Source organism: Aeromonas aquatica (assembly GCF_000764655.1).
GTDB classification, from domain to species: Bacteria; Pseudomonadota; Gammaproteobacteria; order Enterobacterales; family Aeromonadaceae; genus Aeromonas; species Aeromonas aquatica.
In genome coordinates this window covers 151,339-177,799 of record NZ_JRGL01000007.1, presented here as the reverse complement: position 1 = coordinate 177,799, position 26,461 = coordinate 151,339, and the positions used below count along the sequence as shown (strand labels likewise).

25 protein-coding genes are annotated in these 26,461 nt (G+C 63.5%); 18 read left to right on the top strand and 7 right to left on the bottom strand.

What is annotated here, in order from left to right; genetic code table 11:
• Positions 1-132: 132 nt before the first annotated feature.
• From pckA to hslR, 3 genes are all read right to left on the bottom strand, one after another.
• The gene (gene pckA, locus LG30_RS0101455) at positions 133-1,758 is read right to left on the bottom strand and encodes a phosphoenolpyruvate carboxykinase (ATP) (protein WP_033128927.1); all 1,626 of its coding nucleotides are present in this window, start codon (positions 1,756-1,758) and stop codon (positions 133-135) included.
• A 149-nt stretch (positions 1,759-1,907) separates the two neighbouring features.
• Positions 1,908-2,792 carry an Hsp33 family molecular chaperone HslO gene (hslO, locus tag LG30_RS0101450; RefSeq protein WP_033128926.1) on the bottom strand — a complete coding sequence of 295 codons (885 nt, stop codon included), beginning with the start codon at positions 2,790-2,792 and terminating at the stop codon, positions 1,908-1,910.
• 107 nt (positions 2,793-2,899) lie between these two features.
• Positions 2,900-3,298 (bottom strand): ribosome-associated heat shock protein Hsp15, encoded by a 399-nt coding sequence (gene hslR, locus LG30_RS0101445; protein ID WP_033128925.1) that lies wholly within the window; start codon positions 3,296-3,298, stop codon positions 2,900-2,902.
• 214 nt (positions 3,299-3,512) lie between these two features.
• Between hslR and exeC the strand changes: the two genes are divergently transcribed.
• From exeC to exeN, 12 genes are all read left to right on the top strand, one after another.
• Positions 3,513-4,370, top strand: a complete 858-nt coding sequence (gene exeC / locus LG30_RS0101440) for a GspC family type II secretion system variant ExeC (RefSeq protein ID WP_274518479.1) — start codon at positions 3,513-3,515, stop codon at positions 4,368-4,370.
• A gap of 21 nt (positions 4,371-4,391) precedes the next feature.
• Positions 4,392-6,461, top strand: coding sequence for a GspD family T2SS secretin variant ExeD (exeD, locus tag LG30_RS0101435; protein ID WP_033128923.1), 2,070 nt, complete (start codon positions 4,392-4,394; stop codon positions 6,459-6,461).
• A complete protein-coding gene (gene exeE / locus LG30_RS0101430) occupies positions 6,461-7,966 on the top strand; it encodes a GspE family T2SS ATPase variant ExeE (RefSeq protein ID WP_033128922.1) in 1,506 nt (501 codons plus the stop codon). The genes exeD and exeE overlap by 1 nt, the downstream gene beginning before the upstream one ends.
• Before the next feature lies 1 nt (position 7,967).
• Entirely contained in the window at positions 7,968-9,188 is a 1,221-nt protein-coding gene (gene exeF, locus LG30_RS0101425; RefSeq protein WP_033128921.1) for a GspF family T2SS innner membrane protein variant ExeF, read from the top strand.
• A 185-nt stretch (positions 9,189-9,373) separates the two neighbouring features.
• Positions 9,374-9,805: a GspG family T2SS major pseudopilin variant ExeG gene (gene exeG / locus LG30_RS0101420; protein WP_033128920.1), complete on the top strand. Its 432-nt coding sequence runs from the start codon at positions 9,374-9,376 to the stop codon at positions 9,803-9,805.
• Positions 9,806-9,852: 47 nt separating this feature from the next.
• Positions 9,853-10,410 carry a GspH family T2SS minor pseudopilin variant ExeH gene (gene exeH, locus LG30_RS0101415; RefSeq protein ID WP_033128919.1) on the top strand — a complete coding sequence of 186 codons (558 nt, stop codon included), beginning with the start codon at positions 9,853-9,855 and terminating at the stop codon, positions 10,408-10,410.
• A 20-nt stretch (positions 10,411-10,430) separates the two neighbouring features.
• A complete protein-coding gene (gene exeI / locus LG30_RS0101410) occupies positions 10,431-10,790 on the top strand; it encodes a GspI family T2SS minor pseudopilin variant ExeI (RefSeq protein ID WP_033128963.1) in 360 nt (119 codons plus the stop codon).
• A gap of 44 nt (positions 10,791-10,834) precedes the next feature.
• Positions 10,835-11,542, top strand: coding sequence for a type II secretion system minor pseudopilin GspJ (gene gspJ / locus LG30_RS0101405; RefSeq protein ID WP_274518478.1), 708 nt, complete (start codon positions 10,835-10,837; stop codon positions 11,540-11,542).
• A gap of 89 nt (positions 11,543-11,631) precedes the next feature.
• Positions 11,632-12,642: a GspK family T2SS minor pseudopilin variant ExeK gene (gene exeK, locus LG30_RS0101400; protein WP_033128918.1), complete on the top strand. Its 1,011-nt coding sequence runs from the start codon at positions 11,632-11,634 to the stop codon at positions 12,640-12,642.
• 116 nt (positions 12,643-12,758) lie between these two features.
• Positions 12,759-13,943 carry a GspL family type II secretion system protein ExeL gene (gene exeL / locus LG30_RS0101395; RefSeq protein WP_152598965.1) on the top strand — a complete coding sequence of 395 codons (1,185 nt, stop codon included), beginning with the start codon at positions 12,759-12,761 and terminating at the stop codon, positions 13,941-13,943.
• Entirely contained in the window at positions 13,940-14,431 is a 492-nt protein-coding gene (gene exeM, locus LG30_RS0101390) for a GspM family type II secretion system protein ExeM (protein ID WP_033128916.1), read from the top strand. The genes exeL and exeM overlap by 4 nt, the downstream gene beginning before the upstream one ends.
• A complete protein-coding gene (gene exeN / locus LG30_RS0101385) occupies positions 14,428-15,186 on the top strand; it encodes a GspN family type II secretion system protein ExeN (protein ID WP_033128915.1) in 759 nt (252 codons plus the stop codon). Before exeM ends, exeN begins: the two co-directional genes overlap by 4 nt.
• A 45-nt stretch (positions 15,187-15,231) precedes the next feature.
• Here the strand turns inward: exeN and LG30_RS0101380 are convergent, their stop codons facing one another.
• Positions 15,232-16,074 carry a helix-turn-helix transcriptional regulator gene (locus LG30_RS0101380; protein ID WP_033128914.1) on the bottom strand — a complete coding sequence of 281 codons (843 nt, stop codon included), beginning with the start codon at positions 16,072-16,074 and terminating at the stop codon, positions 15,232-15,234.
• 146 nt (positions 16,075-16,220) lie between these two features.
• On the opposite strand from LG30_RS0101380, the gene tyrS reads away from it, so the two are divergent.
• The 4 genes from tyrS (at position 16,221) to LG30_RS0101360 (ending at position 20,831) form a co-directional block, all read left to right on the top strand.
• Complete coding sequence (gene tyrS / locus LG30_RS0101375) at positions 16,221-17,486, top strand: tyrosine--tRNA ligase (protein WP_033128913.1); 1,266 nt, start codon at positions 16,221-16,223, stop codon at positions 17,484-17,486.
• Between the two features lie 199 nt (positions 17,487-17,685).
• Positions 17,686-18,294 (top strand): ADP compounds hydrolase NudE, encoded by a 609-nt coding sequence (nudE, locus tag LG30_RS0101370; RefSeq protein WP_033128912.1) that lies wholly within the window; start codon positions 17,686-17,688, stop codon positions 18,292-18,294.
• A gap of 43 nt (positions 18,295-18,337) precedes the next feature.
• On the top strand, positions 18,338-19,150 hold the full coding sequence (gene cysQ / locus LG30_RS0101365) for a 3'(2'),5'-bisphosphate nucleotidase CysQ (protein ID WP_033128911.1): 813 nt from the start codon (positions 18,338-18,340) through the stop codon (positions 19,148-19,150).
• A gap of 412 nt (positions 19,151-19,562) precedes the next feature.
• On the top strand, positions 19,563-20,831 hold the full coding sequence (locus tag LG30_RS0101360; RefSeq protein WP_033128910.1) for an aromatic amino acid transport family protein: 1,269 nt from the start codon (positions 19,563-19,565) through the stop codon (positions 20,829-20,831).
• 68 nt (positions 20,832-20,899) lie between these two features.
• On the opposite strand, the gene LG30_RS0101355 is transcribed toward LG30_RS0101360, so the two are convergent.
• The 3 genes from LG30_RS0101355 to metJ all read right to left on the bottom strand — a co-directional run bounded on the left by LG30_RS0101355 (position 20,900) and on the right by metJ (position 22,434).
• The gene (locus tag LG30_RS0101355; protein ID WP_033128961.1) at positions 20,900-21,238 is read right to left on the bottom strand and encodes a tRNA-binding protein; all 339 of its coding nucleotides are present in this window, start codon (positions 21,236-21,238) and stop codon (positions 20,900-20,902) included.
• Positions 21,239-21,317: 79 nt separating this feature from the next.
• The gene (locus LG30_RS0101350; protein WP_033128909.1) at positions 21,318-22,076 is read right to left on the bottom strand and encodes an AraC family transcriptional regulator; all 759 of its coding nucleotides are present in this window, start codon (positions 22,074-22,076) and stop codon (positions 21,318-21,320) included.
• Positions 22,077-22,110: 34 nt separating this feature from the next.
• Complete coding sequence (gene metJ / locus LG30_RS0101345; protein WP_033128908.1) at positions 22,111-22,434, bottom strand: met regulon transcriptional regulator MetJ; 324 nt, start codon at positions 22,432-22,434, stop codon at positions 22,111-22,113.
• Positions 22,435-22,655: 221 nt separating this feature from the next.
• Between metJ and metB the strand changes: the two genes are divergently transcribed.
• Positions 22,656-23,825, top strand: coding sequence for a cystathionine gamma-synthase (metB, locus tag LG30_RS0101340; protein WP_033128907.1), 1,170 nt, complete (start codon positions 22,656-22,658; stop codon positions 23,823-23,825).
• A gap of 106 nt (positions 23,826-23,931) precedes the next feature.
• The gene (locus LG30_RS0101335) at positions 23,932-26,385 is read left to right on the top strand and encodes a bifunctional aspartate kinase/homoserine dehydrogenase II (RefSeq protein ID WP_033128906.1); all 2,454 of its coding nucleotides are present in this window, start codon (positions 23,932-23,934) and stop codon (positions 26,383-26,385) included.
• The last annotated feature ends 76 nt before the right edge of the window (positions 26,386-26,461 follow it).

Genomic DNA, 26,461 nt, shown 5'->3' with positions numbered 1-26,461 from the left:
AAGTTTGGCTGAATCTATCGCGCAACCGCCCGCAAGGCAAGGCTTGGGGGGAGCCATATGCCGCGTATCGGCCAAAAAAATACCGGCCAGCAGGGCTGACCGGTATGCAATGCAACGAAATGGCGGGTCGGATTAGAGCTGCGGACCCGCAGCGACCAGCGCCTTGCCTTCGTCGTTGTCGGTGAAGCGTTCGAAGTTCTTGATGAAGCGTCCCGCCAGATCCACCGCCTTGGCATCCCACTGTGCCTTGTCGGCGTAGGTGTCGCGCGGGTCGAGGATGGCCGGGTTCACGTCATGGAGCTCGGTCGGCACTTCCAGGTTGAAGATAGGCAACACCTTGGTGGGTGCCTGCTCGATGGAACCATCCAGGATGGCGTCTATGATGGCACGGGTGTCCTTGATGGAGATGCGCTTGCCGGTGCCGTTCCAGCCGGTGTTGACCAGATAGGCTTCGGCGCCCGCCGCTTCCATCCGCTTTACCAGCTCCTGACCGTATTTGGTCGGGTGCAGGCTGAGGAAGGCTGCCCCGAAGCAGGAGGAGAAGGTGGGCGTCGGCTCGGTGATGCCACGCTCGGTACCGGCCAGCTTGGCGGTGAAGCCGGACAGGAAGTGGTACTTGGTCTGCTCCTTGGTCAGCTTGGCGACCGGGGGCAACACCCCGAAGGCATCCGCGGTCAGGAAGATCACCTTGGTGGCATGACCCGCCTTGGAGACCGGCTTGACGATGTTCTCGATGTGATAGATGGGGTAGGAGACCCGGGTGTTCTCGGTGCGGGAGCCATCGTCGAAGTCGATGGTGCCGTCGGCCGCCACCGTCACGTTCTCCAGCAGCGCATCGCGACGGATGGCGTGGTAGATGTCCGGCTCGGCCTCTTCGGAGAGCTTGATGGTCTTGGCGTAGCAGCCCCCTTCGAAGTTGAACACGCCGTTGTCATCCCAGCCGTGCTCGTCATCGCCGATCAGCTGACGCTTGGGATCGGTGGAGAGGGTGGTCTTGCCGGTGCCGGACAGGCCGAAGAAGATGGCCACATCACCGTCCTGACCCACGTTGGCGGAGCAGTGCATGGAGGCGATGCCGCGCAGGGGCAGGAAGTAGTTCATCATGGAGAACATGCCCTTCTTCATCTCGCCACCGTACCAGGTACCGCCGATGAGTTGCATCTTCTCGGTCATGTTGAAGGCGACAAAGTTCTCGGAGTTGAGACCCTGTGCCTGCCAGTCCGGGTTGGTGCACTTGGCACCGTTCATCACCACAAAGTCCGGTTTGAAGCTCTTGAGCTCCTCCTCGCTCGGGCGAATGAACATATTCTTCACGAAGTGTGCCTGCCAGGCTACCTCGGTGATGATGCGCACCGCCAGGCGGGTATCCGGGTTGGCGCCGCAGTAGCCATCCACCACGAACAGGCGCTTGCCGGAGAGCTGTTTGGTCACCAGGGATTTCAGATGTGACCAGACTTCCGGGGTGATCGCCTTGTTATCGTTTTTACCCTGGTCAGACCACCACACAGTATTCTGGGTAGTTGCGTCTTTGACGATATATTTATCTTTCGGAGAACGACCGGTGAAGATACCGGTATTGACGTTAACGGCACCGAGCTCGGTGACGACGCCACGTTCGAATCCTTCCAGGTCGGGACGGGTCTCTTCCGCGAAGAGCTGCTCGTAGGAGGGGTTTCGAATGATTTCCTGGCTGTTTTTGATGCCGTACTGGTCCAGTTTCAATTGTTGGGCCAGGGCGGGTTCTACCACGATAGTCATTATATTCTCCCGGGTTCAGAGGTTTGTAGGGTTCTATCTGACGTCCATACTACTACCTAGGTGGTAGTTTTTAGCGATCGCCATCAAACTTTATAAAATAGGGTATTTTTTTGTTATTTAAGTTAAAGGCGGGTTTTGCCCGCCTTCATTTAGTGTAACTTGTTTGCATCATTATCGGGAGCCCTGCTGAACAGGGTTTCGATGTCGGTCCCATCGAATTGGTACTCGGCGCCGCAATAGTCGCAGTGCATGTCGATCTTGCCGAGTTCCTGCACCATGGCCACCGCTTCTTCCTTTTCTATCTGTAGCAAGGCCCCTTCGCAGCGGGCGCGGGAGCAGGTGCAGCGGAACTCGATCGCCTGGGGATCGAACACCCGTACCTTGTCCTGATGATAGAGACGATAGAGGATCTCTTCGGCTTCCAGGCCGAACAGCTCTTCGTCCTTGATGGTGCTGGTGAGCTGGATCAGGTGGTCGAAGTCGGCGCCGTGATCCTCGCTCCGGGCGGGCAACTCCTGCAGCAGAATGCCGGCGGCGCGGGGCTGGCCCTCGTGGTGGCCTGTGCGGATCCAGAGCCGGGTGGCGAGTTGCTCGGACTGGGCGAAATACTGCTCGAGGCAGGCCGCCAGGGTGTCGGCCTCGAGGGCGATGATGCCCTGATAGCGTTCACCCTCTTCAGGGGTGATGGTGATCACCAGCTGGCCATTGCCTATCAGGCTCTGCAGCTTGCCGTCGCTCGGCAGTTCCCCTTCATAGCGCGCCACGCCGCGCAGTTGCTGGTTGTGATCGCCGTTGATCACTGCCAGGCGCACGGGCCCGTCCCCTTGCAACTGCACGGTGATCGAGCCTTCAAACTTGAGGGTGGCGGTCAGCAGGCTGGTGGCGACCAGCAGCTCACCCAGCAGTTTTTGCACCTGTACCGGGTAGTTCTGGGCTTCGACTATGTGACGGTAGGTGCTGTCCAGCTGGACCAGCTCCCCCCGCACTTCGTACTCTTCGAACAGATAGCGATACAAGAGATCTTGGTTACTCATCATGCATTCCTAGGGTTTTCTTGGGGGAAATAGACAAATACATTGTTTAACAGCTAGTTAGGAACTTATCCCCCCAGCTGTCGTCATAAAATGGCCACTTGGGCGAGTCAGTATTGTTTGACCTTGAGCAACTGGCGCCGTTCCTGCTTGTCGGGGCGACGCTCGGGACTTGGGGCAAACTGGCTGTTGAAGCGCCGCGCTTCGCTGTTCTCGGCCCGCTTCTTCAGGCTCTGCTCGGTCTCTTCGTAGAGCCGTTGGGCGAGGGGAGCGGACTTGCGCTGCTCGCTGACCTGCAGCACTCTCACCTCTCGCTCGTCCTGACCTTGCCAGAGACGGATGAGGGCGCCCGCTTCGACGATCTTGCCCGGTTTGCTGCGCTGACCGTTGTAGTGCACCTTGCCACCGTCGATCTGATCGCGGGCCAGGCTGCGGGTCTTGTAAAAACGCGCCGCCCACAGCCATTTGTCGAGGCGGACCTGAGTGCTGCTTTCTGCTGGATTCGGCATGAATCGGCTCCGGGATGGCTAAAAGGGGAGCCTGATTATACCAGAGGCGGGCCCCGGGATAGAAACAGGGGGCCTGATGGTGTGACGGGATCTGGATTTTCGCCGCTTCATCCCATCCGGTTGGTTGTCTCTGGGGGGATTGCCGTACACAATAGCCAACCGATTTGGATGCCAGAACATGTTGATAACCATGCCGCTACCGTTCAGGGATGACTTGTTGAGCTCCCTTCTGGCCCGTTGCAAGCGCGTGCCACTCTCCCGTTTCAGCCAGCCTCTGTTCTGGCTATTGTTGTTGCTGCTGGCTCACCAGTGCGCCGGGCTGACCTGGCGCCTATTCAGTCTGACCCAAACCACCCAGAGCCAACCCTGGCAGCCGTCGATCGCGGCCAGTCAGGGGGCGGGTTCCTCCCGTCTCGATCTCAGCGGCCTCAGTCGTCTCTCGTTGTTTGGCAAGGCGCAACAGTTGCAGGCCGAGCAGGTGGCCCAGGCGGTCGCGGCCGATGCCCCCAAGACTCAGCTCAGTGCCCAGCTCAACGGGGTGCTGGCGAGCTCGGATCCTGCCAAGTCTATCGCCATCATCGCCCACAACGGGTTGCAGAATTCCTACGGCATCGGCGATTACATCGACGGTACCCAGGCCAAGATCCGCCAGGTATTTGCCGACCGGGTCATCATACAGCGCGATGGTCGTGACGAGACCCTGATGCTGGACGGGGAAGAGTACGGCAAACCCTTGCCCAAGGTGGCACCGCCGAAGGAGAACAAGCTCTCCTCGGTGCGCGGCGAGCTGATGGGCAACCCGGGCAAGATCACCGATTACCTCAATATTTCCCCGGTCCGGGTGGATGGTCGCATGGTCGGCTATCGCCTCAACCCGGGCAGCAATCCTGAATTGTTCAATCAACTCGGGCTGGTCGCAGGGGATCTGGCGATCAGCATCAATGGTTTGGATTTGCGAGATAACGCCCAGGCCATGCAAGCCATGCAACAGATGGCTGGCGCCACGGAAATGACCGTCACCGTAGAGCGGCAAGGACAGTCCTATGACGTTTATATCGGCTTGTCAGAATAATGAATTGGAGTAGCACCAAGAATGAGAAATAAAGGGAAGGGCTGGCGCTTTGCCACGGTCGCGGCGGCCTTGATGATGGCAGGCTCAGCCTGGGCCACGGAGTATGCCGCCAGTTTCAAAAATGCCGACATCGAAGAGTTCATCAACACCGTCGGCAAAAACCTGAACAAGACCATCATCATCGAGCCCTCGGTGCGCGGCAAGATCAACGTCCGCAGTTACGATCTGCTCAATGAGGATCAGTACTATCAGTTCTTCCTGAGCGTGCTCGATGTCTATGGTTTTGCCGTGGTGCCCATGAACAATGGTGTGCTCAAGGTGGTGCGCGCCAAGGATGCCAAGACCTCCGCCATCCCGGTGGTGGATGACAGCAACCCCGGCGTGGGCGACGAGATGGTGACCCGGGTGGTGCCGGTGCGCAACGTCTCGGTGCGCGAACTGGCGCCCCTGCTGCGCCAACTCAACGACAACGCCGGCGGCGGCAACGTGGTGCACTACGAGCCCTCCAACGTGCTGCTGATCACCGGCCGTGCCGCCGTGGTGAATCGTCTGGTCGAGGTCGTGCGCCGGGTAGACCGGGCCGGCGATCAGGATATGGATGTCATCAAGCTGAGATATGCCTCGGCCGGCGAGATGGTGCGGCTGGTGACCAACCTCAACAAGGATGGCAGCAACCAGGGCGCCAACGCCTCCATACTGCTCTCTCCCAAGGTGGTGGCGGACGAACGCACCAACTCGGTGGTGATCAGCGGTGAACCCAAGGCGCGGGCCCGGATCATCCAGATGGTGCGTCAGCTCGACAAGGATCTGCAGAGTCAGGGCAACACCCGGGTCTTCTACCTGAAATATGGCAAGGCCAAGGATCTGGTGGATGTGCTCAAGGGGGTCAGCTCCAGCATCGCGGCCGACAAGAAGGGCGGTGGAGCGGCGGCTGCCACCGGTGGCGGTGCCAGCATAGGTGGAGGCCAGCTGGCCATCTCCGCCGACGAGACCACCAACGCCCTGGTGATCACCGCCCAGCCGGACGTCATGGCCGAGCTGGAGCAGGTCATCGCCAAGCTCGACATCCGCCGCGCCCAGGTGCTGGTGGAGGCGATCATCGTCGAGATCCAGGACGGTGATGGCCTGAACCTCGGGGTGCAGTGGGCCAATGCCAACGGCGGTGGCACCCAGTTCACCAACACCGGCTTGCCTATAGGCCCTGCGATCATCGCGGGCAAGGACTACAAGGACAACGGCAACACCGACGGGCTCGAGAACCTGCTTGGCAACTTCAGCGGCATGGCTGCCGGCTTTTACAAGGGCGACTGGGCCATGCTGGTGACGGCGCTGTCGACCAACACCAAGAACGATATTCTGTCGACCCCGAGCATCGTCACCATGGACAACAAGGAAGCCTCCTTCAACGTCGGCCAGGAAGTGCCGGTGCAGAGCGGCTCCCAGAGCTCCACCACCAGCGATCAGGTGTTCAACACCATAGAACGCAAGACGGTGGGCACCAAGCTGGTGGTGACGCCCCAGATCAACGAAGGGGACTCCGTCTTGCTCAATATCGAGCAGGAGGTCTCCAGCGTGGCTCAGGCCCAGGCGGCCGGTACCGCCAACCTCGGCCCCACCTTCGACACCCGTACCGTCAAGAACGCCGTATTGGTCAAGAGTGGCGAAACCGTGGTGCTGGGCGGCCTGATGGACGAACAGACCAAGGAGCAGGTCTCCAAGGTGCCCTTGCTCGGCGATATCCCGGTGCTGGGCTATCTGTTCCGTTCCACCTCCAACACCACCTCCAAGCGCAACCTGATGGTATTTATCCGGCCGACCATCTTGCGTGACGCCAACGTCTACTCCGGGGTCTCCAGCAACAAGTACACCCTGTTCCGGGCCGAGCAGTTGAACCTGGCCGCCGAGGAGGGCTATGCCACCTCGCCCGCTCGTCAGGTGCTGCCCGCCTATGGTCAGGACGTGATGATGTCCCCCGAGGTGCAACAGCAGATCGAGAAGATGAAGGCGCAGCAGCAGGCGACCGCCAACGGGGTCAAGCCCCAGGTGCAAAGCCAGGCCCCGGTGCAACCCTTCGTACAGGGGCAGCCCTGATGGCCGCCTATCAACTCGACGACAGCGAGCTGCCGACTGAGCTGCCCGAGCTGCCGTTTGCCTTCGCCCGCAACTTCGGGGTGATCCTGACCGAGCGGCAGGGGGCGCCCGTGCTGCTGTGTCGCCAGGGGGTGGCACCCCAGGCCCTGCTGGAGGTGCGGCGGGTGGCAGGTTGCGGCTTTGCCATCGAACAGATGGACGGTGACGCATTCGAAGAACTGCTGATGGCTCACTATCAGCGCGACTCCTCCGAGGCGCGCCAGCTGATGGAGGATCTCGGCAACGAGATGGATTTCTTCGCCCTGGCCGAGGAGTTGCCCCAGAGCGAGGATCTGCTCGACGCCGACGACGATGCCCCCATCATTCGCCTCATCAACGCCATGCTGAGCGAGGCGATCAAGGAAGAGGCGTCCGACATCCACATCGAGACCTTCGAGCGGGTGCTGGTGATCCGCTTCCGCATCGACGGCGTGCTGCGGGAGATACTGCGGCCCCATCGCAAGCTCGCCTCCCTGCTGGTATCGCGCATCAAGGTCATGTCCCGCATGGACATCGCCGAGAAGCGGGTGCCCCAGGATGGCCGCATTTCCTTGCGCATCGGCGGCCGCGCCGTGGATGTGCGGGTATCGACCATGCCGTCCAGCTACGGCGAGCGGGTGGTGCTGCGGCTGCTCGACAAGAACAACGTGCGGCTCGAGCTCAAGCAGCTCGGCATGACGTTGCCCAATCGCAACATCATCAGCGAGCTCATCCGCAAGCCCCACGGCATCATCCTGGTGACGGGCCCGACCGGTTCGGGCAAGTCCACCACCCTGTATGCGGCGCTGTCCGAGATCAACTCGCGGGATCGCAACATCCTGACCGTCGAAGATCCCATCGAATATGACCTGGAAGGGGTCGGCCAGACCCAGGTCAACGCCAAGGTCGACATGACCTTCGCCCGCGGCCTGCGCGCCATTCTGCGTCAGGATCCCGACGTGGTGATGGTGGGGGAGATTCGGGATCTTGAAACCGCCCAGATCGCGGTGCAGGCGTCCCTCACCGGTCATTTGGTGATGTCGACCCTGCACACCAACACCGCCATCGGTGCCATCACCCGGATGCGAGACATGGGGATCGAGCCCTTCCTGCTCTCCTCATCCCTGCTCGCCGTGCTGGCCCAGCGGCTGGTGCGCACCCTCTGTCCGGATTGTCGCGCCCAGCACCCCATCACGGAGCAGGAGCGGATCGCCATGGGCATGGAGCTGGCGCCGGATCAGCAGATGTGGCGCCCGGTCGGTTGCGAGCAGTGCAACCACACCGGTTATCGCGGCCGGACCGGCATCCATGAGCTGGTGGTGATCGACGATGCGGTGCGTGAGGCGATTCACGGCGCCAGCGGCGAGCTCGCCATCGAGCGGCTGATCCGCGGCCATACCCCCAGCATTCGTCGCGACGGCATCGACAAGGTGCTCAAGGGCCAGACCAGTCTGGAAGAAGTGCTGCGCGTGACCCGGGAAGACTAAGATGGCAGCGTTCGAATACAAGGCCCTCGACGGCCGGGGCAGAAACAAATCCGGGGTGATGGAGGGCGACTCCGCCCGCCAGGTGCGCCAGTTGCTGCGCGAGCAGGGGTTGACCCCGCTCGAGGTGAACGAGACCACCGAGAAGGCGAAGCGGGAGGCGAATCGCTTCGTGTTGTTCAGGCGTGGTGCCTCCACCTCGGAGCTGGCGCTGATCACCCGCCAGCTGGCGACCCTGGTCGGCGCCGGTCTCACCATCGAAGAGGCGCTCAAGGCGGTGGCCGAGCAGTGCGAGAAGGCCCATCTGCGCAGCCTGGTAGCGACGGTGCGCAGCAAGGTGGTGGAGGGTTATTCCCTTGCCGACTCGCTCGGTGCCTTCCCCCATGTGTTCGATCAGCTGTTTCGCTCCATGGTGGCGGCGGGGGAAAAGTCCGGCCACCTGGAGAAGGTGTTGAACCGGCTCGCCGATTACACCGAGCAGCGCCAGCACATGCGCACCAAGCTGCTGCAGGCGATGATCTACCCCATCGTCCTCACCTGTGTGGCCATCGGCGTCATCTCCATCTTGCTGACCGCCGTGGTACCCAAGGTGGTTGCCCAGTTCGAGCACATGGGCCAGCAGCTACCGGGCACAACGCGCTTCCTCATCGGTACCAGCGAACTGATGCAGCACTACGGGCTCTGGTTCCTGCTGGCGCTGGCGCTGGGAGTCGTCGTCTGGCGTTGGTGGCTCACCGACGAGACGCGGCGCCGCCACTGGCACGGCATACTGCTGCGCCTGCCGGTCATAGGGCGGGTCAGTCGTGGCCTCAACACCGCCCGCTTCGCCCGCACCTTGAGCATCCTCAATGCCAGTGCTGTGCCGCTGCTGGAGGGGATGAAAATCTCGGGGGAAGTGCTCTCCAACGACTTCGCTCGTACCCGCATCGGCGAGGCCAGTGAGCGGGTGCGCGAGGGCACCAGCCTGCGCAAGGCGCTGGCTGAAACCAAGATTTTTCCGCCCATGATGCTGCACATGATCGCCTCCGGCGAGCAGAGCGGCGAGCTCGACAGCATGCTGGAGCGGGCGGCGGACAACCAGGACAGGGAGTTTGAAACCCAGGTGAACATCGCTCTCGGGGTATTCGAGCCCATGCTGGTGGTCTCCATGGCCGGGGTGGTGCTGTTTATCGTGATGTCGATCCTGCAGCCGATCCTCGAGCTCAACAACATGGTGAATTTGTGATGCAACTTGTAGTCGTCATGAGCCGATCGATCCTGCAGTCAACTCACTCGAGCTCAACAACATGGTCAATCTCTGATACAGGTCGCGGCTGTCATCCTCGGGGTGAACCTGCTGTCGGTTTGAATTCAATAACATGGTCAATTTTCGATGGCCTGCGCCATCTCATTCGTTAGGGAGTCATAGCAATGCACAAGCGTCGTCAAGCCGGTTTTACCCTGCTGGAAGTCATGGTGGTCATCGTGATCCTGGGGATCCTGGCCAGTCTGGTGGTGCCCAACCTGATGGGCAACAAGGAGAAGGCGGATCAGCAGAAGGCGGTCTCCGACATAGTCGCGCTGGAAAATGCCCTCGACATGTACAAGCTGGACAACAACCGCTACCCGACCACGGAGCAGGGGCTGGATGCCCTGGTCAACAAACCGACCGCGTCACCCGAGCCACGCAGCTACCGGGAAGGGGGCTACATCAAGCGTCTGCCGCAGGATCCCTGGGGTAACCAGTATCAACTGCTGAGCCCGGGTCAGTTCGGCAAGATCGACATCTTCAGCACCGGGCTGGATGGCGAAGCCGGTACCGACGATGACATCGGCAACTGGAATCTGAAGGACTTCCAATAAGTGCTTGATCGCACTCTGGTCCATCGCCCCTTGCAGGGCCTGCCTTTATGAGGCGGGCCCTGTCTCGCCAGTCCGGCTTTACCCTGCTGGAAGTGTTGCTGGTCGCCATGCTGATGGGGCTGGTGGCCACCGCCGTCGTCCTCAGCATGGGGGGCGTCAAGGGCGATCGGGAGCTGGACAAGCAGGCGCGCCGCTTCATGGCGACTCTGCAGCAGGCGCAGGAGTATGCGGTGATGGATGGTCGTCTGCTGGGGCTGCGGCTCGAGGATCACGGCTGGCAATTTATGTCCCGCGCGGCCAAAGACAGAAAATGGCAGGCGCTGACCGGTGACAAGATCCTGGGGCCGGTCGAGCTGCCGGAGGAGATGACCCTGAGCGTCGAGCTGGAGGGCTTTAGCTGGCGTACCGACTCGGACGAGAAGACCGAGCAGGGACGTGACGAGAAGGAGCGTACCCCCCAGATCTTCATCTTCCCGGGGGGAGAACTCACCCCCTTCGTGCTGAGCCTGACCCAGCAGGATGACGAGACCCCCTACCTGCGCACGGTCAAGGGGGACGAGTTCGGTCGCCTGACCCTGCTGCAAGATGAAGAGGAAGAAGAATGAGCGGCCGCGGCATGGGAGCCATGAACGCCCGTGGCATGACGCTGCTGGAGGTGATGGTGGCGCTGGCGGTGTTCGCCATCGCTGGCCTCGCGGTGATGAAGACTGCCAGCGAGCACCTGTCCGGCCTCAACTACCTGGAAGAGAAGACGCTGGCAACCTGGGTGGTGGAGAACCAGCTGGTGCAGCAGAAGCTCGAAGCCAAGTGGCCGGGGGACAGCTGGGTGGAAGGGGAAGAGGAGCTGGCCGGGCAGACCTGGTACTGGCGCTATCGTGGCGTCGCCACCAGTGATAACAACTTCAAGGCCCTGGACATGGAGGTGCGCACCGCACCCAAGGCAGAGAGCCCCGTGACCATGATCCGGACCTATATCAGTCGATGAACGGGACCTTGCTTGTGCTTAAAATTCGGAGCCTGTGTCAGTCGATGAGAGCTTATTTGATTTCAGGCACCCGTCAAGCGGACCTTACCCCGCTGGAGACGCCGACGAGGCCATCGCTGGCACAACGACAGCGCATTCGTCAGGCGGGCTTTACCCTGCTGGAGATGCTGGTGGCGATCGCCATCTTCGCCAGCCTGAGCATGGGCGCCTATCAGGTGCTGCAGGGGGTGCTCACCAGCGACGAGGTGGCCAAGAAGAAAGAGGCGCGTCTGTCCGAGCTGCAGCTCGCCTTCAGCCTGCTGGAGCGGGACGTCAGCCAGATGGTGCCCCGCAGCGGCCGCATCGACGGTGAAAACAACAAGGTGTTGCTGGCGGCCTCCCGCTTCGGCCAGCAGAGCGATGACTGGGGCATGGCCTTCATTCGCGGTGGCTGGCTCAACCCGGACGGTATCTTGCCGCGCTCCGGCTTGCAGCGGGTCGGCTGGCGGCTCAAGGAGCAGACCCTGGAGCGGATGAGTTACCTCTATCCGGATCCGGTGATCGGCACCGAGCCCCGCATCCAGCCCGTGCTGACGGGGGTGACGGCGCTGCGGCTCTATTTTTACGACAAGGGGCAGTGGAAGGAGGAGTGGACCCAGCGCGACTTGCTGCCCCATGGGCTGGCGGTGGAGCTGGATCTGGAAGACTACGGTACCATACGCCGGCAGTTTTTGATCGGGGCCGGTGGCCAGAGGGCTGAGAATGGTAGCTGATCGTCGTTTTCCCCTGACCGTCACGGAGGATGACGGTGCCCTGCGTCGTCATCAGTGCCTGATCGGGGCCAGTGGCCAGAGGGTCGAGAATGGCAGCTGATCGTCGCACTCGCCCCGGCCGGCAGGGGGGCATGGCGCTGCTGGTGGTGCTGCTCATCTTGTCGGTGATGGTGATCGTCGCCAGCAACATGAGCGGCCGGCTGCAGCTCGAGCTGCGCCGCACCAGCAACCTCACCATCGGCAAGCAGGCCTGGTGGTATGCCATGTCGGCGGAGGCGCTGGTGATAAAGGTACTCAACCAGGACTTCAAGGACGACAAGGACGTGGTGAACCTGAATCAGAACTGGGCCCGTGAGGACGGGGTCTTCCCGGTGGATGACGGCATCCTGTCCGGACGGGTGCGGGATCTGCAGTCCTGTTTCAACCTCAACAGCCTGAGCGTGCCCCTCAAGGAGGGGGAAGACGGCGACGATCTTGAGAAACAGCCCTATGCGGTCAAGGCATTCCGGGCCCTGCTGGGCGCGCTGGAGGTCGAGGATTACGAGGCGGTGCAGCTGACCGATGCCATCCGCGACTGGACCGACAAGGACACCCAGCTGGTCTCCAGCAGCGGGGCCGAGGATGCCTACTACGAGGGGCTCAATCCCCCCTATCTGACGGCCAACCAGTGGATGCTGGGGACGGATGAACTGAGGGCGGTGCGCGGGATGAGCGGTGAGCTCTACGCCCGGTTGGCCCCCTACGTCTGCGCCCTGCCAAATGACAAGCTGGTGGTGAACATCAACACCATCAAGCCGGAGCGGGCGGCCCTGCTGGTGGGGCTCTATCAGGGCAAGATATCCCTCGACGATGCCAAGCAGGTGCTGACCAGTCGCCCCAAGAAGGGGTGGAAGGAGAAGAAGGAGATGACGGATGAGCTGCCGGTGCAACCTGGTACCATCACCGGACTCGAGGCCGCGCTGGATATCACGAGCAACTACTTCGAGGCCAGCCTGCTGGCGGAAGTGGGGGATGCGCGGGCCCGTCTGAAGACGGTGTTCCAGCGTGGCAAGGACAACAAGCTGGTGATGCTGCGCCGTCTGAACGATGGCGCCGAATAACAGGGAGACGGCCGGCCCAAGGCCCCGCCTGTCCGCCCCCTTATCTGAATAGCAGCCCGAGGCTGCGACCCCGCCCATCGACATGGATGCTGGCGGCCATGGCAGGAGAATTATTTGTGAGCGAGAGTCTGGTCATCCGGCTGGGGACCAATGCGCAGCAGCCGGTGCAGTGGCTGGTGTGGTCGACGCAGGAGCAGGAGATCATCGCCTCCGGCACCCTGGCCTCGGCCCATGCCCTCGGCGAGCTGCAGGAGCGTGCCGGTGGTCGCCCCGTGGTGACCCTGGTGCCCGGCAGCGATCTTATCTTCCGGCGGGTCAGCCTGCCGGGCAAATACAGCCGTCAGGCCGCGGCGGCGCTGCCCTATCTGCTGGAAGAGCAGATAGCCTCCGACGTGGACGCCCTGCATCTGGTGGTACTGGGCCACCAGGGCAATGAGGTGGATCTGATGGCGGTGGACAAGGCGAAGATGCAGATCTGGCTCGGCTGGTTACAGCAGGCCGGTCTCAAGAGCCTGCAGCTGCTGCCCGATGTGCTGACCCTGCCGCTGGCCAGCGAGGGTTGGTCTGCCTTGCAGCTCGGTGAAGAGTGGCTGCTGCGCCAGGGCCCTCGCCAGGGCATAGTGGCCGAGGAATCCCTGCTGGCCATGCTGCTGGCGGCCCAGCCCGAGCCCGTCACCATCCACAGCCATACGCCGCCTCCCGCCATGGCCGGTGCCAACTGGCAGGCGGCGGATCCCGAGCTACCCATGCTGCTGCTGGCCAAGGGGGCGCTCGGCTGTCATGCCAACCTGTTGCAGGGGCCTTATCGACCCCAGACCGAATACTCCCGCTACTGGTTGCAGTGGCGCAAGGTGGCGGTGGTGGCGGGGCTCTTGCTGCTGGTCGCCCTGACCCAGCGCGGCGTGCACCTCTATCAGCTGGCGGAGCAGGACAAGGCGCTCAAGACCGAGATCCGGCAGGTCTACACCCGGATCTTCCCGGGGGAGACCCGCATCGTCAACGTGCGCAGCCAGATGACCCAGCACCTCAAGCAGCTGGGCCAGGCGCCCCAGGATGGGGTCCTGCTGCTGCTGACCGAGCTGGCGCCGGTGTTTGCCGAGGTGCCCGGCCTCAAGCCAGAGGTGCTGCGTTTCGACGCGGCGCGTGGGGAGCTCAGGCTGCAGGTCACGGCGCCCGGCTTCACCGAGATAGAGCGTTTCCGCGAGCTGGCGGGCAAGCGCTTCGAGGTGCAACAGGGGGAGGTGCGCAGCACCGAGGGCAAGGTCGAGGGGGCGCTGGTGCTCAAGGGTAAATCATCATGATGGACAAACTGCAAGGCTGGTGGCATGGCATCAGCATCCGTGAACAACGGCTGGTGGCGGTGGGCGGTAGCTGCCTGCTGCTCGGGCTCTGCTACTGGGCCATCTGGCAGCCCGTCGCCAATCGCATCGCCGAGCGGGAGCGCCAGGTTGTCAATCAACAGCAGACGCTCGCCTGGCTGAAGGAGAAGGGGCAGGAAGTGCTGGCCATGCAGGGCAGCAGCGGACGCCAGATAGACACCAGCGGCACCCTGGATGGGGTGGTGAATCGCACCGCTTTCAACCAGAAGATCAAGATCGCCCGCCTGCAACCCCAGGGGCAGGAGCTGCAGGTATGGATCGACACAGTGCCGTTCGATGCGCTGCTGCTCTGGCTGGCGACCCTCTCCGATCAGCACGGGGTGCAGGTTCAAGTCATCGAAGTGGCCCGTGAGAATCTGGCACCGGGTCTGGTCAAGGTCAGACGTTTGCAACTGAGTCGTCCCCAATGAAGCGTAACATTCTGATAGCAATCCTGTTTTTGGTGGCCTATCTGGGTTTCCTGCTGGTGCAGCTGCCCGCCTCCCTGGTGGTGCGCTATCTGCCGCTGCCCGCCAATATGGTGCGGCTGGAGGGGGTGAGCGGCACCCTCTGGAGCGGTCAGGTGGCGCGCCTGCAATACGCCAGCGAGTCGCTGACCCAAGTGCGCTGGGATCTCAACGGTTGGTCGCTGCTGCGTCTTGCCCCGGAAGCCTCGGTGCGCTTCGGTGAGCGCAGCGGCCTCAACGGCCTGGGGGTAGTCGGCTGGAATGGTGCGGCCTTCGGCCGGGACATCACCCTCAATGTGCCCGCGCCCTGGCTGCTGGAGCGGGTACCCATGGGTCTGCCGTTCCCGCTGCAGGCGGCGGGCCAGCTGCAGCTCAAGGTGGATCAGTTCGCCCAGGGCAACCCCTGGTGTGACAACCTCTACGGCAACCTCTACTGGTATGGTGCCGAGGCCGATACCCCGGCGGGCAAGCTGACGCTGGGGGATCCCGAGGTCAAGCTGACCTGCCTCGACTCCAAGCTGGTGGCCGAGCTCAAGCAGGGCTCGGAGGCGGTGCAGGTACAGGGCAAGCTGGAGCTGCAGAGCAACCGCCAGTACCTGTTCCAGGGCACCCTCAAGCCGGGTCCCGAGTTGCCGGATCAGATGAAGCAGGGGCTGCCCTTCCTCGGCCAGCCCGATGGTCAGGGTCGCTTCCCGCTACGCTATCAGGGCCGGATCTGAGGCCGACTTGAATAACAAAACACCCCGCTTTGGCGGGGTGTTCTGTTATTGGGAGGGGGGGCGGTCATCAGGGGCCGTGGCACTGGCGGGCGCGGTGATCAGGTGATTGAGGAACAAGCCAAACAGCTCGGCCTGTGAGCCGACACGCAGCTTGCCATAGAGGTGTTTGCGGTGGTTCTTCACGGTGCCGCCGCCAATCCCCAGCGATGTGGCGATGGCCTCGGTATCCAGCCCCTGCAGCAGCAGGCTGGCCACCTGCCGCTCCCGGCGGGTCAGCAGATCCCCACCGACGCTGGCCATCGCCTGCGCCACCCTCTCTTTCAAGCCGCCCCCTTCCAGTCCGGCGGCGTCACTCTCCGCCAGCAAGGGCCGGGTCTCCGCTGAAGGCTGGGCCTGCAGCCAATGCTGGCGACAGAGGGAATGTACCAGCGGGAACAACTCCTCCAGCCGGGTCCGTTCGCTCGGGCTCAAGGGGCGGCGCTTGCCGAGGCGCCCCAGAAACAGCACCAGGGTCAGCCCGGCTCGAATGGGCAGGATCAGCCCCACCTCCTCCTGCCAGCCGGTAGCCTGATAGAAGCGCCTCTGGTAGTCCGGATCCAGCGGGCCGACCTCTGCCTGGGTCCAGACCCCGGTGGTCAGCCCATTGGCTAGCGCTAGCATAAAGGGATCCTGACCGAAGTCGCCGGCGAGGTAGCGATCGAACAGCAGCGCCCGCTGATGGTTCAGGTTGTCGTAGAGATAGACGGGACGCTGACCGACCCCGAGCAGCAGGGCGCAATCGAAGGGGACCTGCTGCTGGATGAGCCGCACCAGGGTGGCCGGAAAGGCGCTGCCGTGCAGGGCATCGACGGCAGCGGTCAGGGCGCGGGTGAGCGAGGGGTTGGACATGGTGGCTTGGCTCCCGTCGAGGGGCGGCATTGCCCCCAGAGCGGGAATGCTAGCACGAAGGTGGCAAAACTGTCCCCGGAGGGACATGGCCGTGGGACGGCCCCAACGGGAATATGGGGGCTTTTCCCCCGCACCCCGGAGAATCCATGACAGACCCCCAGTTGCTCGATGAGCTGACCCAGCGTGGCCTCATCGCCCAGAATTCCGATCCCCAGGCCCTGGCCGCCCACCTGAGCGATCCGCGTACCCTCTATTGCGGCTTCGATCCCACCGCCGGCAGCCTGCACATCGGCCATCTGGTGCCATTGCTGATGTTGCGCCGCTTCCAGTTGGCGGGCCACACCCCTGTGGCCCTGGTGGGCGGAGCCACCGGCCTCATCGGCGATCCTAGCTTCAAGGCGACCGAGCGCAGCCTCAACAGCGCCGAAACCGTGCAGGGCTGGGTGGCCAGCCTGTCTGCCCAGATCCGGGCGCTGCTGCCCGCGAGCGAGGGGCTGGCGGCCCCTGTGCTGGTCAACAACGCCGACTGGATGGGGCAGATGTCCGCCCTCGATTTTCTGCGTGACATAGGCAAGCACTTCTCGGTCAACGCCATGCTGGCGCGGGAATCGGTGCGCCAGCGGCTGGCCCGCCCGGATCAGGGGATCTCCTTTACCGAGTTCTCCTATGCCCTGCTGCAATCCCAGGATTTCGCCGTGCTCAACCAGCGTCTCGGCTGCACCCTGCAGATCGGCGGCAACGATCAGTGGGGCAATATCACCAGCGGCATGGATCTCACCCGCCGGCTGCATCAGGCCCAGGTCCACGGCATGACACTCCCCCTCATCACCAAGGCGGACGGCACCAAGTTCGGCAAGACCGAGGGGGGCGCCATCTGGCTGGATCCGGCGCTCACCTCGCCCTACGCCTTCCATCAGTTCTGGCTCGGTACCGCAGACGAGGATGTCTACCGCTTCCTGCGCTACTACAGCTGTATGCCGCTGGCCGAGATTGCCGCGCTGGAGGCGGAAGATGCCAAGCGGCAGGGGCGCAAGCAGGCCCAGCAGGTGCTGGCGGACGAGCTGACCGAACTGGTGCACGGCAAGGGGGCACTGGCGGCGGCGCGGCGCATCGGCGAGCTGCTGTTTTGCGGCCGGGTGGGGGAGCTTGACGAGGCGCAGCTGCGGCAGCTGGCGGGCGGCGGCCTGCCGACCACCTCATGGCAGGGGGAGGGGGGTCTGGTGGCGCTGCTGGTGGCGACCGGTCTCGCCGGCTCGAAGCGGATCGCCCGCGAGCTGCTGGCCGCCGGCGCCATCAACCTTAACGGCCGTTTGGTCGAGGGGAATGAGTTGGCTGAGACCGACTGGCGCTTCGGCCGCTTCCTGCTGCTGCGCCGGGGCAAGAAGCAGTACCACCTGGTGCAACGTCCCTGATAGCCAGCGCCCCCTGCCGGAGGGCGCCGCTTGGCGGCTGGTCGGGAAATGAGTAGATCGCCTGGCGCCCTGAGTCATCGACGGGGAGGCGGCATTCCAGCGGATCTTTAAGACCGCTTTCCCGCCCCGGCCCCGTGGTGTTCGTGGTGGGAGTCGTTTACTCTTGAAGCACGATTTTTTAACGAGCAGTCAGCCCCTGATGAGTGACCCCCACAAGCGCAAACCCGTACACCTCAGTGTCGAGACCCTGGCTCAGGACAAGAGCAAGCCGGAGATCCTCAAGGCCGAGATCGTGGCCGAGAGCCGCCTGTTCAAGGTGGAATCCCTGCATCTCAAATTCAGCAACGGGGAAGAGCGGGTGTACGAGCGGATGCGGGGGGGCAACCGGGGGGCCGTCATGGTGGTGCCGCTGTATGACGCCCATCACCTGCTGCTGGTGCGCGAATACGCGGCGGGCACCCACTCTTATGAGCTGGGTTTCCCCAAGGGGCTGATCGATCCGGGCGAGAACGCCTTCGAGGCGGGCAACCGGGAGCTGATGGAGGAGGCGGGCTTCGGTGCCAACAGCCTGATCCCCCTCAAGCAGGTGTCGCTGGCGCCCGGCTATTTCTCCAGCCGGATGGACATACTGCTGGCCCGGGATCTCTACCCGGAGCAGCGCATCGGGGACGAGCCGGAGCCGCTCGAGGTGATCCCCTGGCCACTGAACCGCATCGACGAATTGCTGGCGCGTCCGGACTTCACCGAGTCGCGCAGCATCAGTGCCCTGCTGCTGGCCCAGAAATGGCTGGCGGAGCAGGAAAAATAGCCCCTCGAGGGCGCAAAGATAATCAAAGACAGAGGGTAGCAATATGCAGGAGTTGTTGGCCTGGGTGCCTGGGGTCAAGGAGATAGCCCGCGAAGCGGGGCGGATCCTTCACGAGATCTATCACGGCGGTCAGTTCGAGCGTCAGCTGAAGGAGGATGCGACCCCGGTCACCAGTGCCGATCTTGCTGCCGATGCCTACCTCAAGCAGGCGCTGTCGGCGCTCACTCCCCATATCCCTGTGTTGACCGAAGAGGCGGCCGATGTGCCCTTCAGCCAGCGCGCCAACTGGCGGCAGTACTGGCTGGTGGACCCTCTGGACGGCACCGGCGAGTTCATCGCCGGCAGCGGCGACTTCGCCACCCTGATCGCCCTGGTGCAGGACAACGTGCCGGTGCTCGGGGTCATCTACGCCCCCGAGTCCGACGTGCTCTACTGGGCGGTGCGCGGTCACGGCGCCTTCAAGGAGGCCGCCGGCGAGATCTATCCCATCAGCGCCATGCATCACGAGCATGATCAGCCGGATGCGCTGGTGGTGGCCATCAGCCGGCGCCAGAAGCTGGAGATGCTGACCCGCCGCCTCAACCCGGCCATCAACTACGAGCTGATCCCGCTCGGCTCCAGCTCGCTGAAGTCCTGCCTGGTGGCGGAGGGGGCTGCCGACTGCTATGTGCGCCTCGGCCCCACCGGCGAGTGGGATACCGCCGCCGCCCAGTGCATCGTCGAGGCGGCCGGTGGTCGCATCCTCAGCCTGACCCTGCAGCCGCTGAGCTACAACGAGACGGAGTCGCTGGAGAACCCTGACTTCATCGTGATGGGGGACCCGGATCTCGCCTGGGGCAAGATCCTGACTCACTGAGCAGGCTGACATTTCATTGTCCCGACATCATAGGGCGGCCTCAGGGTCGCCTTATTGTTTGGTGTTATCCGCTGGCCTTGTGGAGGTGGATAGGGATATCCGCTGGCAAGGCGCGACATCCGCAGTGGATCATCGTCGTCAGCCTGCTTCGCACAAGATGATTAATCGTGTAATTCTGATAATTACACCTCTTCCAAAATAAAAAATTAACCAGCAATGATATTTTGGTTTTATATATCATAATACTGCCAATATGCAGATTTTATGAATTAGGAGGGCAAGATCCTGTTCCCAATCTCACTGGTCGACGCGAGCTTTGGCAGTGGGATCTGCCAGTGCCGAGTTTTGAGAATTAAATGCTGAGATAGCACAATGACTGCAGATTTAAATACTGACAAAAAGTGAATTAACGATGAGTTTATCTGCAGAGGTCACCCGGGAGCTGTCCGGTTCCCAATCCGTCATCGCCCACACCGGCTGGCGTCGTCACGACACCCACTGGGTGATCAGCCTGTTTGGCACCGCGGTCGGCGCGGGCATCCTGTTCCTGCCCATCAACCTGGGTCTCGGCGGGATCTGGCCCCTGCTCATAGTGGCCGTGCTGGCCGGTCCCATGACCTTCCTGGCGCACCGCGGGCTGGCCCGCTTCGTGTTGTCCTCCTCCCGTCCCCAGGCCGACTTCACCGAGGTGGCGGAGGAGCACTTCGGCAAGATGGCCGGCCGCCTCATCTCGGCGCTCTACTTCCTCTCCATCTTCCCCATCCTGCTCATCTACGGGGTAGGGCTGACCAACACGGTGGAGAGCTTCATGGTCAACCAGCTCGGCATGGCGACCCCGAACCGGGTGATGCTCTCCGGCCTGCTGGTGTTTGCCATGATCGCGGTGATGATGGCCGGCGAGAAGGCGATGCTGCGGGCCTTCGCCTTCATGGTCTATCCGCTGGCGGCCATCCTGGCGGCGCTCTCCTGCTACCTGATCCCCCAGTGGCAGTGGCCGGAGGTGACCGCCTTCGACGGCGCCAGCTTCCTCAACACCGTCTGGCTGGCGCTGCCGGTGACCGTCTTCGCCTTCAGCCATGCCGCCGCCATCTCCGGCTTCGCCAACGTGCAGCGCCGTGAATATGGCGAGCAGGCGGAGGCCAGGAGCGGCCTGATCCTGCGCAACACCACCGTCATGCTGGTGGGCTTCGTGCTGTTCTTCGTCTTCTCCTGCGTGCTGAGCCTCTCCCCGCTGCAGCTGGCCGAGGCCAAGGCCCAGAACGTCTCGGTGCTCTCCTATCTCGCCAACATCACCGATAACCCGGTGATCATCACCCTGGGGCCGCTCATCGCCTTCATCGCCATCAGCTCCTCCTTCCTCGGCCACTTCCTGGGGGCGCGGGAGAGCCTCAAGAGCCTGATCGCCAAGCCCACCGGCCTGTCGATTGCGAAGGCGGACAGGCTCGGCATCGCGCTGATGTTCTTCGCCATCTGGGGGGCGGCGGTGCTCAACCCCGGCATCCTCGGCCTGATGGAGACCCTCTCCGGCCCCGTCATCGCCATGATCCTGTTCATCATGCCGGTGGTGGCCATCTACAGGGTGGAGGCGCTGGCCCGCTTCCGTCAGGGCTGGGTGAACGGCTTCATCCTGCTGACCGGGTCGCTGGCGGTCTCGGCCCTGGTCTTCAGCCTGCTTAAGTAACAGCGGCGCTGCGGCCAGAAAAAGAAGAGGCGACCCCGGGGTCGCCTCTTTGCGTTCTGACTGAGCGCTCAGCCCAGCTTGGCGCCGTTATCCACCGCCTGCTCCGGGATGGCCATCACCACGGCGCCGTCGGCCCGGTAGAAACCGGTGAGCAGAAACTCCGACTGGATGGGGCCGATCTGCTTGGGCGGGAAGTTCACCACCGCGACGATCTGGCGCCCCACCAGCTCTTCCGGTTGGTAGAGGTCCGTGATCTGAGCGCTGCTCTTGCGCACCCCGAGCTCGGGACCGAAATCCGCCCACACCTTGTAGGCGGGCTTGCGCGCCTCGGGGAAGGGCTCGACCCGCACCAGGGTGCCCACTCTCAGCTCCACCATCTCGAACTGCTGCCAGCTTATGGTCTGCATCTGCTCTCCTCGCGTGTCGTCCATGTCCGCCAGCATGCCCGATCCGGGTCCGGCTTGTCTTCGGCGCAGAGCCGGCGCGTTACGGCAACCGGCCGTTTTGCTGGCGCCAGGCCGAGGGGGTCAGCCCAGTCTCGGCCAGGAAGCGTTCGGCGAAGGCCCCCTGATTCTGGTAACCGACCCGGCAGGCGACGTCACCGATGGGCAGGGCGCTCTGGCTCAACAGGGTGCGCGCTAGCGCCATACGCCGCCCCCGGATGTAATGGGAGACGCTCATGCCGAGCTGCTGGCGAAAGGCGTGCTTGAACTGGCTCTGGCCGAGGCAGGCAACGCCGGCGAGTCGCTCGTTGTCGAGCGGCTCGGCGAGGTGGGCCTCGATATGGCGCTGCACTCTGGCGATTCGGGGGGCTATGGGAGGAGCCATGGCGGGGCCCACGCCCTGTGACTCGGCCAGCAGCCCGAGCCAGACCTGCTCCATGCCGGCCACCTGCCGACCCTCTGCCACCATCCGGTGCAGGAAGGCGAGGTAGTGGCGCTGGGGTTCATCCAGCTCGATAAAGGGGTGGCCCGCGAGCGCCTCCGGCAGCCAGTGGCTCTCCTGCACCAGGAAGGAGAGCGCCGGATCGGCCGCGAAGTCGTGCCGCTCGCCGGGGGCTATCACGCAGGCGAAGCCGGGGAGGAGGCGCTGGCCCTTGCCCTGCACCTCTATCTCGATGGGGCCGTCGAGGGGGATCACCAGCTGGGCGAAGTCGTGGCGATGGCTGCTGATGTCGCTCTGGTAGCGGCGCAGGCTGAAAGGGGGTGGGGCAGATGGCAATGACGCGGCCCGGGGCCGCGTCATCGAAGAAGGATCACTCTTTGCCATATAGCGAGGATTATTCGACGTCGAAATCTTCGATCTCTTTGCCCAGCGCTTCCATGATGGCGCGCGCCTCGGCAGGGACGCTGTCCGGATGGTCCTTGCGCAAGTCGTCGTCACCGGGCAGCGGCTGGCCGGTAAACGCGTGCAGGAAGGCCTCACAGAGCAGCTCGCTGTTGGTCGCATGACGCAGGTTGTTCACCTGGCGACGGGTGCGCTCATCGGTCAACACCTTCAGCACCTTGAGCGGGATCGAGACGGTAATCTTCTTGACCTGTTCGCTCTTCTTACCGTGTTCCGCATAGGGGCTGACGTAGTCGCCGTTCCACTCTGTACCCATGATTCACCTGTTCTCATTTGGCCGTGAGCGCGGATTTTAACCCTTACGGAATTAGATGGCAATCCAACAGCAAAGCCATTTAGACGTCTAGAAGTGTTGACGGCTTTTTTGCACTGGCGTAAGGTGATTCACCATAGGCCAGCAATATGGCCAGCAATGGCGGGGGATGCCTGCCGGGCTGTCTGTCCGGCGCGACCCAAGAGAGATTCAAGGAGAGAATAATGACCCACAAGGCCACCCTGGCGGTACGTACCGGGATTGAGACAGACCAGCAACACGGTGCCGTGGTGCCGCCCATCTACCTCTCCAGCAACTACACCTTTGCCGATTTTGGCGAACCCCGTCAATACGATTATGCCCGCTCCGGCAACCCGACCCGCTCCAACCTGGCGGACGCGCTGGCGGCGCTGGAAGGGGGGGCGGGCGCCGTGGTGACCGGCACCGGCATGGGCGCCGTCCATCTGGTGACCACGGCTCTGCTCAAGGCCGGTGATCTGCTGCTGGCCCCTCACGACTGCTACGGCGGCACCTGGCGCCTGTTCGAATACCTGGCGGCCAAGGGCCACTACAGGGTGCAGTTCGTGGATCAGGGGGACGAGACGGCCCTGGCCGAGGCGCTCGCCCAGAAACCGGCGCTGGTGTGGGTGGAGACTCCCTCCAACCCGCTGCTGCGGGTGGTGGACGTGGCCGCCATCGCCGCCGCGGCCCACGAGGTGGGCGCCCAGGTGGCGGTGGACAACACCTTCCTCTCGCCGCTGTTGCAGCAACCGCTGGCGCTGGGCGCGGATGTGGTGGTGCACTCCACCACCAAGTACATCAACGGCCACTCCGACGTGGTGGGCGGGGTCGCCATCGCCAAGGAGCAGGCACTGGCCGACTCCCTGGTGTGGTGGGCCAACTGTCTGGGGCTGACCTCGGGTGCCTTTGATTCCTACCTCACCCTGCGGGGCTTGCGTACCCTGGCGCCGCGCCTGCGTACCCACCAGGAGAACACGGACAGGATCCTCGCCTTCCTGCAACAGCAGCCGCTGGTGAAAACCATCTATCACCCCAGCCTGCCGAGCCATCCGGGCCACGAGATTGCGCGCCGTCAACAGTCCGGCTTCGGCGCCATGCTAAGTTTTGAGCTCGATTGCAATGAGGCGGGGCTGCGCGCCTTCCTGGATGCGCTGCGCCTCTTCTCCGTGGCGGAATCCCTCGGCGGGGTGGAGAGTCTGGTGGCCCATCCCGCCAGCATGACCCACAGGGCCATGACCCCAGCGGCGCAACATGCGGCGGGCATCAGCGCCCAGCTGCTGCGCCTGTCGGTGGGTATAGAACACGGTGACGACCTGGTGGCCGATCTGGCCCAGGCTTTTGAACAGGCGCAGTTGGCGCAACAGGCAAACTAATAACGGCACGGCAGCCAGCCGCACGGGAGAGGGTATCGGCAGGTTCGCCGACCCACGGACAGGGCGTGCTGCCGGCAGCAAGACGCAGGAACAGGTGGTGATCTAAATGGAACAGCAGCAAGGAGAGGTAGCAGTGGCAGCAGAAGCGGTACTGAAGCGGCGCCATGTGCACAAGTTTGGCGGCAGCAGTCTGGCGGATCCGGTCTGTTATCGCCGGGTCGCGGCCATCGTCGAGCAGCAGGTCGGCGGCCATGAACTGATCGTGGTCTCCGCCGCCGGCAAGACCACCAACCGGCTGATCCAGCTGGTGGAGCTGGCGGAAGCCGGGGACGAGGCCGCCGGCGAGGCCATCACCGCCCTGCACGCCTATCAGCAGAGTCTGATCGACGGCCTGCTGGAGGGGGAACTGCAGCTCGATTTGAGCAAGCAGCTCGCCGACGATACCCAGCTGATCGCCAAGACCCTGGAGGGGCAGTTCGATCGCTTCGAGCGCAACGGCCTGCTCGCCTTCGGCGAGGTGTGGTCGGCGCGCCTGTTGGCCGCCCTGCTCAGCAGCCGTGGTGAGCCCGCCATCTGGCTCGACGCCCGCAGCTTCCTGCGCGCGGAAGACGGCGCCCTGGTCAAGGTGGATACCGCCATCTCCAGCGAGTTGCTCAAGGCCCGTCTGGCGGAACATCCCGGCCGCATCGTCGTGACCGGCTTCATCGCCGCGGATCTGGAGGGGCGCTCCTTGCTGCTCGGCCGCAACGGCTCCGACTATAGCGCGAGCCTCTTGGCGGCGCTGGCGGATGGGGAATCCACCACCATCTGGAGCGACGTGGCCGGGGTCTACAGCGCGGATCCGCGCCGGGTGAAGGAGGCGCGCCTGCTGGAGCGCCTGAGCCTGTCGGAGGCCAACGAGCTGGCCCGTCTCGGCTCCTCTGTATTGCATTCTCGCACCCTACAGCCGGTGGCCGACAGCCGCCAGCGCCTCACCCTGCGCTGCAGCTACAACCCGGACGAGGGTTGCACCCACATACTACGCCGGGCACCGCGCTCCGGCGGCGCCCGCATCGTCTCCTCGGTGGATCAGATAGCGCTCATCGAACTCAAGGTGCTGCCCCAGACCAGCTTTGATCAGACGGTGGCGACCATCGAGGCCCATCTGGCCCGCCATCGCCTCCACCCGCTCACCCTGCAGCGCCAGCCGGATCGGCGGGTGCTGCGTCTGGCCTACACCCTCGAGGTGGCGGAAGGGGCCTTCGAGGTGCTGCGGGACTTCCAGCTGCAGGGCAGCTTCACCGGCCTGATCCAGAAGGAGGGCTTCAGCCTGGTGGCCCTGGTCGGCGCCGGGGTGACCGACAATGCCGAACAGTGCCACCGCTTCTATCAGCTGCTGGCGGATCAACCCCTGGAGTTCGTGCAGGTGGCCAGAGACGGCCTGAGCCTGGTGGCCGTGCTGCGCCAGGTGGTGCTCGAGCCCCTGCTCATCGCCCTGCACAGCGCCCTGTTCAGCCGCCCGACCCGGGTCGGTCTGGTGGTGTTCGGCAAGGGCAACATCGGCGGCCACTGGCTCAGCCTCTATGGCCGCGAGAAGGCGCGCCTCGAACATGAACTCAATCTGGCGCTGACTCTCTACGGGGTGTTCGACTCCAAGGGCGGCCTGCTGGACGAGGAGGGGCTGGATCCCCTCAAGGTGCGTGACAGGTTCGATCCCAAGCCGCTGATCTGGCCCGAACTCTTGGGTCAGCTGGAGCAGCACGGCTTCGATGCCCTGATAGCCCTCGACATGACCGCCAGCGAGACGGTGAGCCGCTACTACCCGGACTTCGCCCAGCTCGGCATTCACATCATCGCCGCCAACAAGTTTGCCGGCGCCGCCGAGAGCGAGTTCTACCAGCGCATCAAGCAGACTTGTCGCGATCACCAGGTGCAGTGGCGCTACAACGCCACCGTCGGGGCGGGCCTGCCCATTCAGTCCAGCATCCAGATGCTGCGCCAGAGTGGCGACCGTATCCAGGGGGTCTCCGGCATCTTCTCCGGCACCCTCTCCTGGCTGTTCCAGCAATATGACGGCACGCGCCCCTTCTCCGAGCTGGTGGACGAGGCCTGGCAGCACGGCCTGACCGAGCCGGATCCCCGCGAGGATCTCTCCGGCCAGGACGTGCGCCGCAAGCTGCTGATCCTGGCGCGGGAGGCGGGCTTCGAGCTCGATTCCGCCGATATCGAGCTGGAGAATCTGGTGCCCGTGGCCCTGCGCAAGGTCAGCACGGATCAGTTCATGGACAGGCTCAAGGAGCTGGATGATCCCATCCAGAGCGCGTTCGAGGGGGCACGCCGGGTCGGCAAGGTGCTGCGCTACGTGGCCCGCTTCGAGCATGACGGCAAGGCGCGGGTCGGGCTTGAGACCCTGGAGCCGCACCATCCGTTCGCCAACCTCTTGCCCTGTGACAACGTGTTCGCCATCGAGAGCGACAGCTATCGCACCAACCCGCTGGTCATTCAGGGGCCGGGGGCGGGGCGCGAGGTGACGGCGGCCGCCATTCAGTACGATCTGTGGCAGATCTGCGCCAGCCTGTAAGAACCTGTTCACGATCTTACTGCGAGGTCGTGATCAAGGCTCATGTGCTGCTCGCTTGTTTGTAACCAAGAGGGCT

What these genes read in the sequence shown, in the direction of transcription:
- pckA (WP_033128927.1), bottom strand. Translation starts at nt 1,758, where the DNA reads ATGACTATCGTGGTAGAACCCGCCCTGGCCCAACAATTGAAACTGGAC.
- hslO (WP_033128926.1), bottom strand. Translation starts at nt 2,792, where the DNA reads ATGAGTAACCAAGATCTCTTGTATCGCTATCTGTTCGAAGAGTACGAA.
- hslR (WP_033128925.1), bottom strand. Translation starts at nt 3,298, where the DNA reads ATGCCGAATCCAGCAGAAAGCAGCACTCAGGTCCGCCTCGACAAATGG.
- exeD (WP_033128923.1), top strand. Translation starts at nt 4,392, where the DNA reads ATGAGAAATAAAGGGAAGGGCTGGCGCTTTGCCACGGTCGCGGCGGCC.
- exeE (WP_033128922.1), top strand. Translation starts at nt 6,461, where the DNA reads ATGGCCGCCTATCAACTCGACGACAGCGAGCTGCCGACTGAGCTGCCC.
- exeF (WP_033128921.1), top strand. Translation starts at nt 7,968, where the DNA reads ATGGCAGCGTTCGAATACAAGGCCCTCGACGGCCGGGGCAGAAACAAA.
- exeG (WP_033128920.1), top strand. Translation starts at nt 9,374, where the DNA reads ATGCACAAGCGTCGTCAAGCCGGTTTTACCCTGCTGGAAGTCATGGTG.
- exeH (WP_033128919.1), top strand. Translation starts at nt 9,853, where the DNA reads ATGAGGCGGGCCCTGTCTCGCCAGTCCGGCTTTACCCTGCTGGAAGTG.
- exeI (WP_033128963.1), top strand. Translation starts at nt 10,431, where the DNA reads ATGAACGCCCGTGGCATGACGCTGCTGGAGGTGATGGTGGCGCTGGCG.
- gspJ (WP_274518478.1), top strand. Translation starts at nt 10,835, where the DNA reads ATGAGAGCTTATTTGATTTCAGGCACCCGTCAAGCGGACCTTACCCCG.
- exeK (WP_033128918.1), top strand. Translation starts at nt 11,632, where the DNA reads ATGGCAGCTGATCGTCGCACTCGCCCCGGCCGGCAGGGGGGCATGGCG.
- exeM (WP_033128916.1), top strand. Translation starts at nt 13,940, where the DNA reads ATGATGGACAAACTGCAAGGCTGGTGGCATGGCATCAGCATCCGTGAA.
- exeN (WP_033128915.1), top strand. Translation starts at nt 14,428, where the DNA reads ATGAAGCGTAACATTCTGATAGCAATCCTGTTTTTGGTGGCCTATCTG.
- LG30_RS0101380 (WP_033128914.1), bottom strand. Translation starts at nt 16,074, where the DNA reads ATGTCCAACCCCTCGCTCACCCGCGCCCTGACCGCTGCCGTCGATGCC.
- tyrS (WP_033128913.1), top strand. Translation starts at nt 16,221, where the DNA reads ATGACAGACCCCCAGTTGCTCGATGAGCTGACCCAGCGTGGCCTCATC.
- nudE (WP_033128912.1), top strand. Translation starts at nt 17,686, where the DNA reads ATGAGTGACCCCCACAAGCGCAAACCCGTACACCTCAGTGTCGAGACC.
- cysQ (WP_033128911.1), top strand. Translation starts at nt 18,338, where the DNA reads ATGCAGGAGTTGTTGGCCTGGGTGCCTGGGGTCAAGGAGATAGCCCGC.
- LG30_RS0101360 (WP_033128910.1), top strand. Translation starts at nt 19,563, where the DNA reads ATGAGTTTATCTGCAGAGGTCACCCGGGAGCTGTCCGGTTCCCAATCC.
- LG30_RS0101355 (WP_033128961.1), bottom strand. Translation starts at nt 21,238, where the DNA reads ATGCAGACCATAAGCTGGCAGCAGTTCGAGATGGTGGAGCTGAGAGTG.
- LG30_RS0101350 (WP_033128909.1), bottom strand. Translation starts at nt 22,076, where the DNA reads ATGACGCGGCCCCGGGCCGCGTCATTGCCATCTGCCCCACCCCCTTTC.
- metJ (WP_033128908.1), bottom strand. Translation starts at nt 22,434, where the DNA reads ATGGGTACAGAGTGGAACGGCGACTACGTCAGCCCCTATGCGGAACAC.
- metB (WP_033128907.1), top strand. Translation starts at nt 22,656, where the DNA reads ATGACCCACAAGGCCACCCTGGCGGTACGTACCGGGATTGAGACAGAC.
- LG30_RS0101335 (WP_033128906.1), top strand. Translation starts at nt 23,932, where the DNA reads ATGGAACAGCAGCAAGGAGAGGTAGCAGTGGCAGCAGAAGCGGTACTG.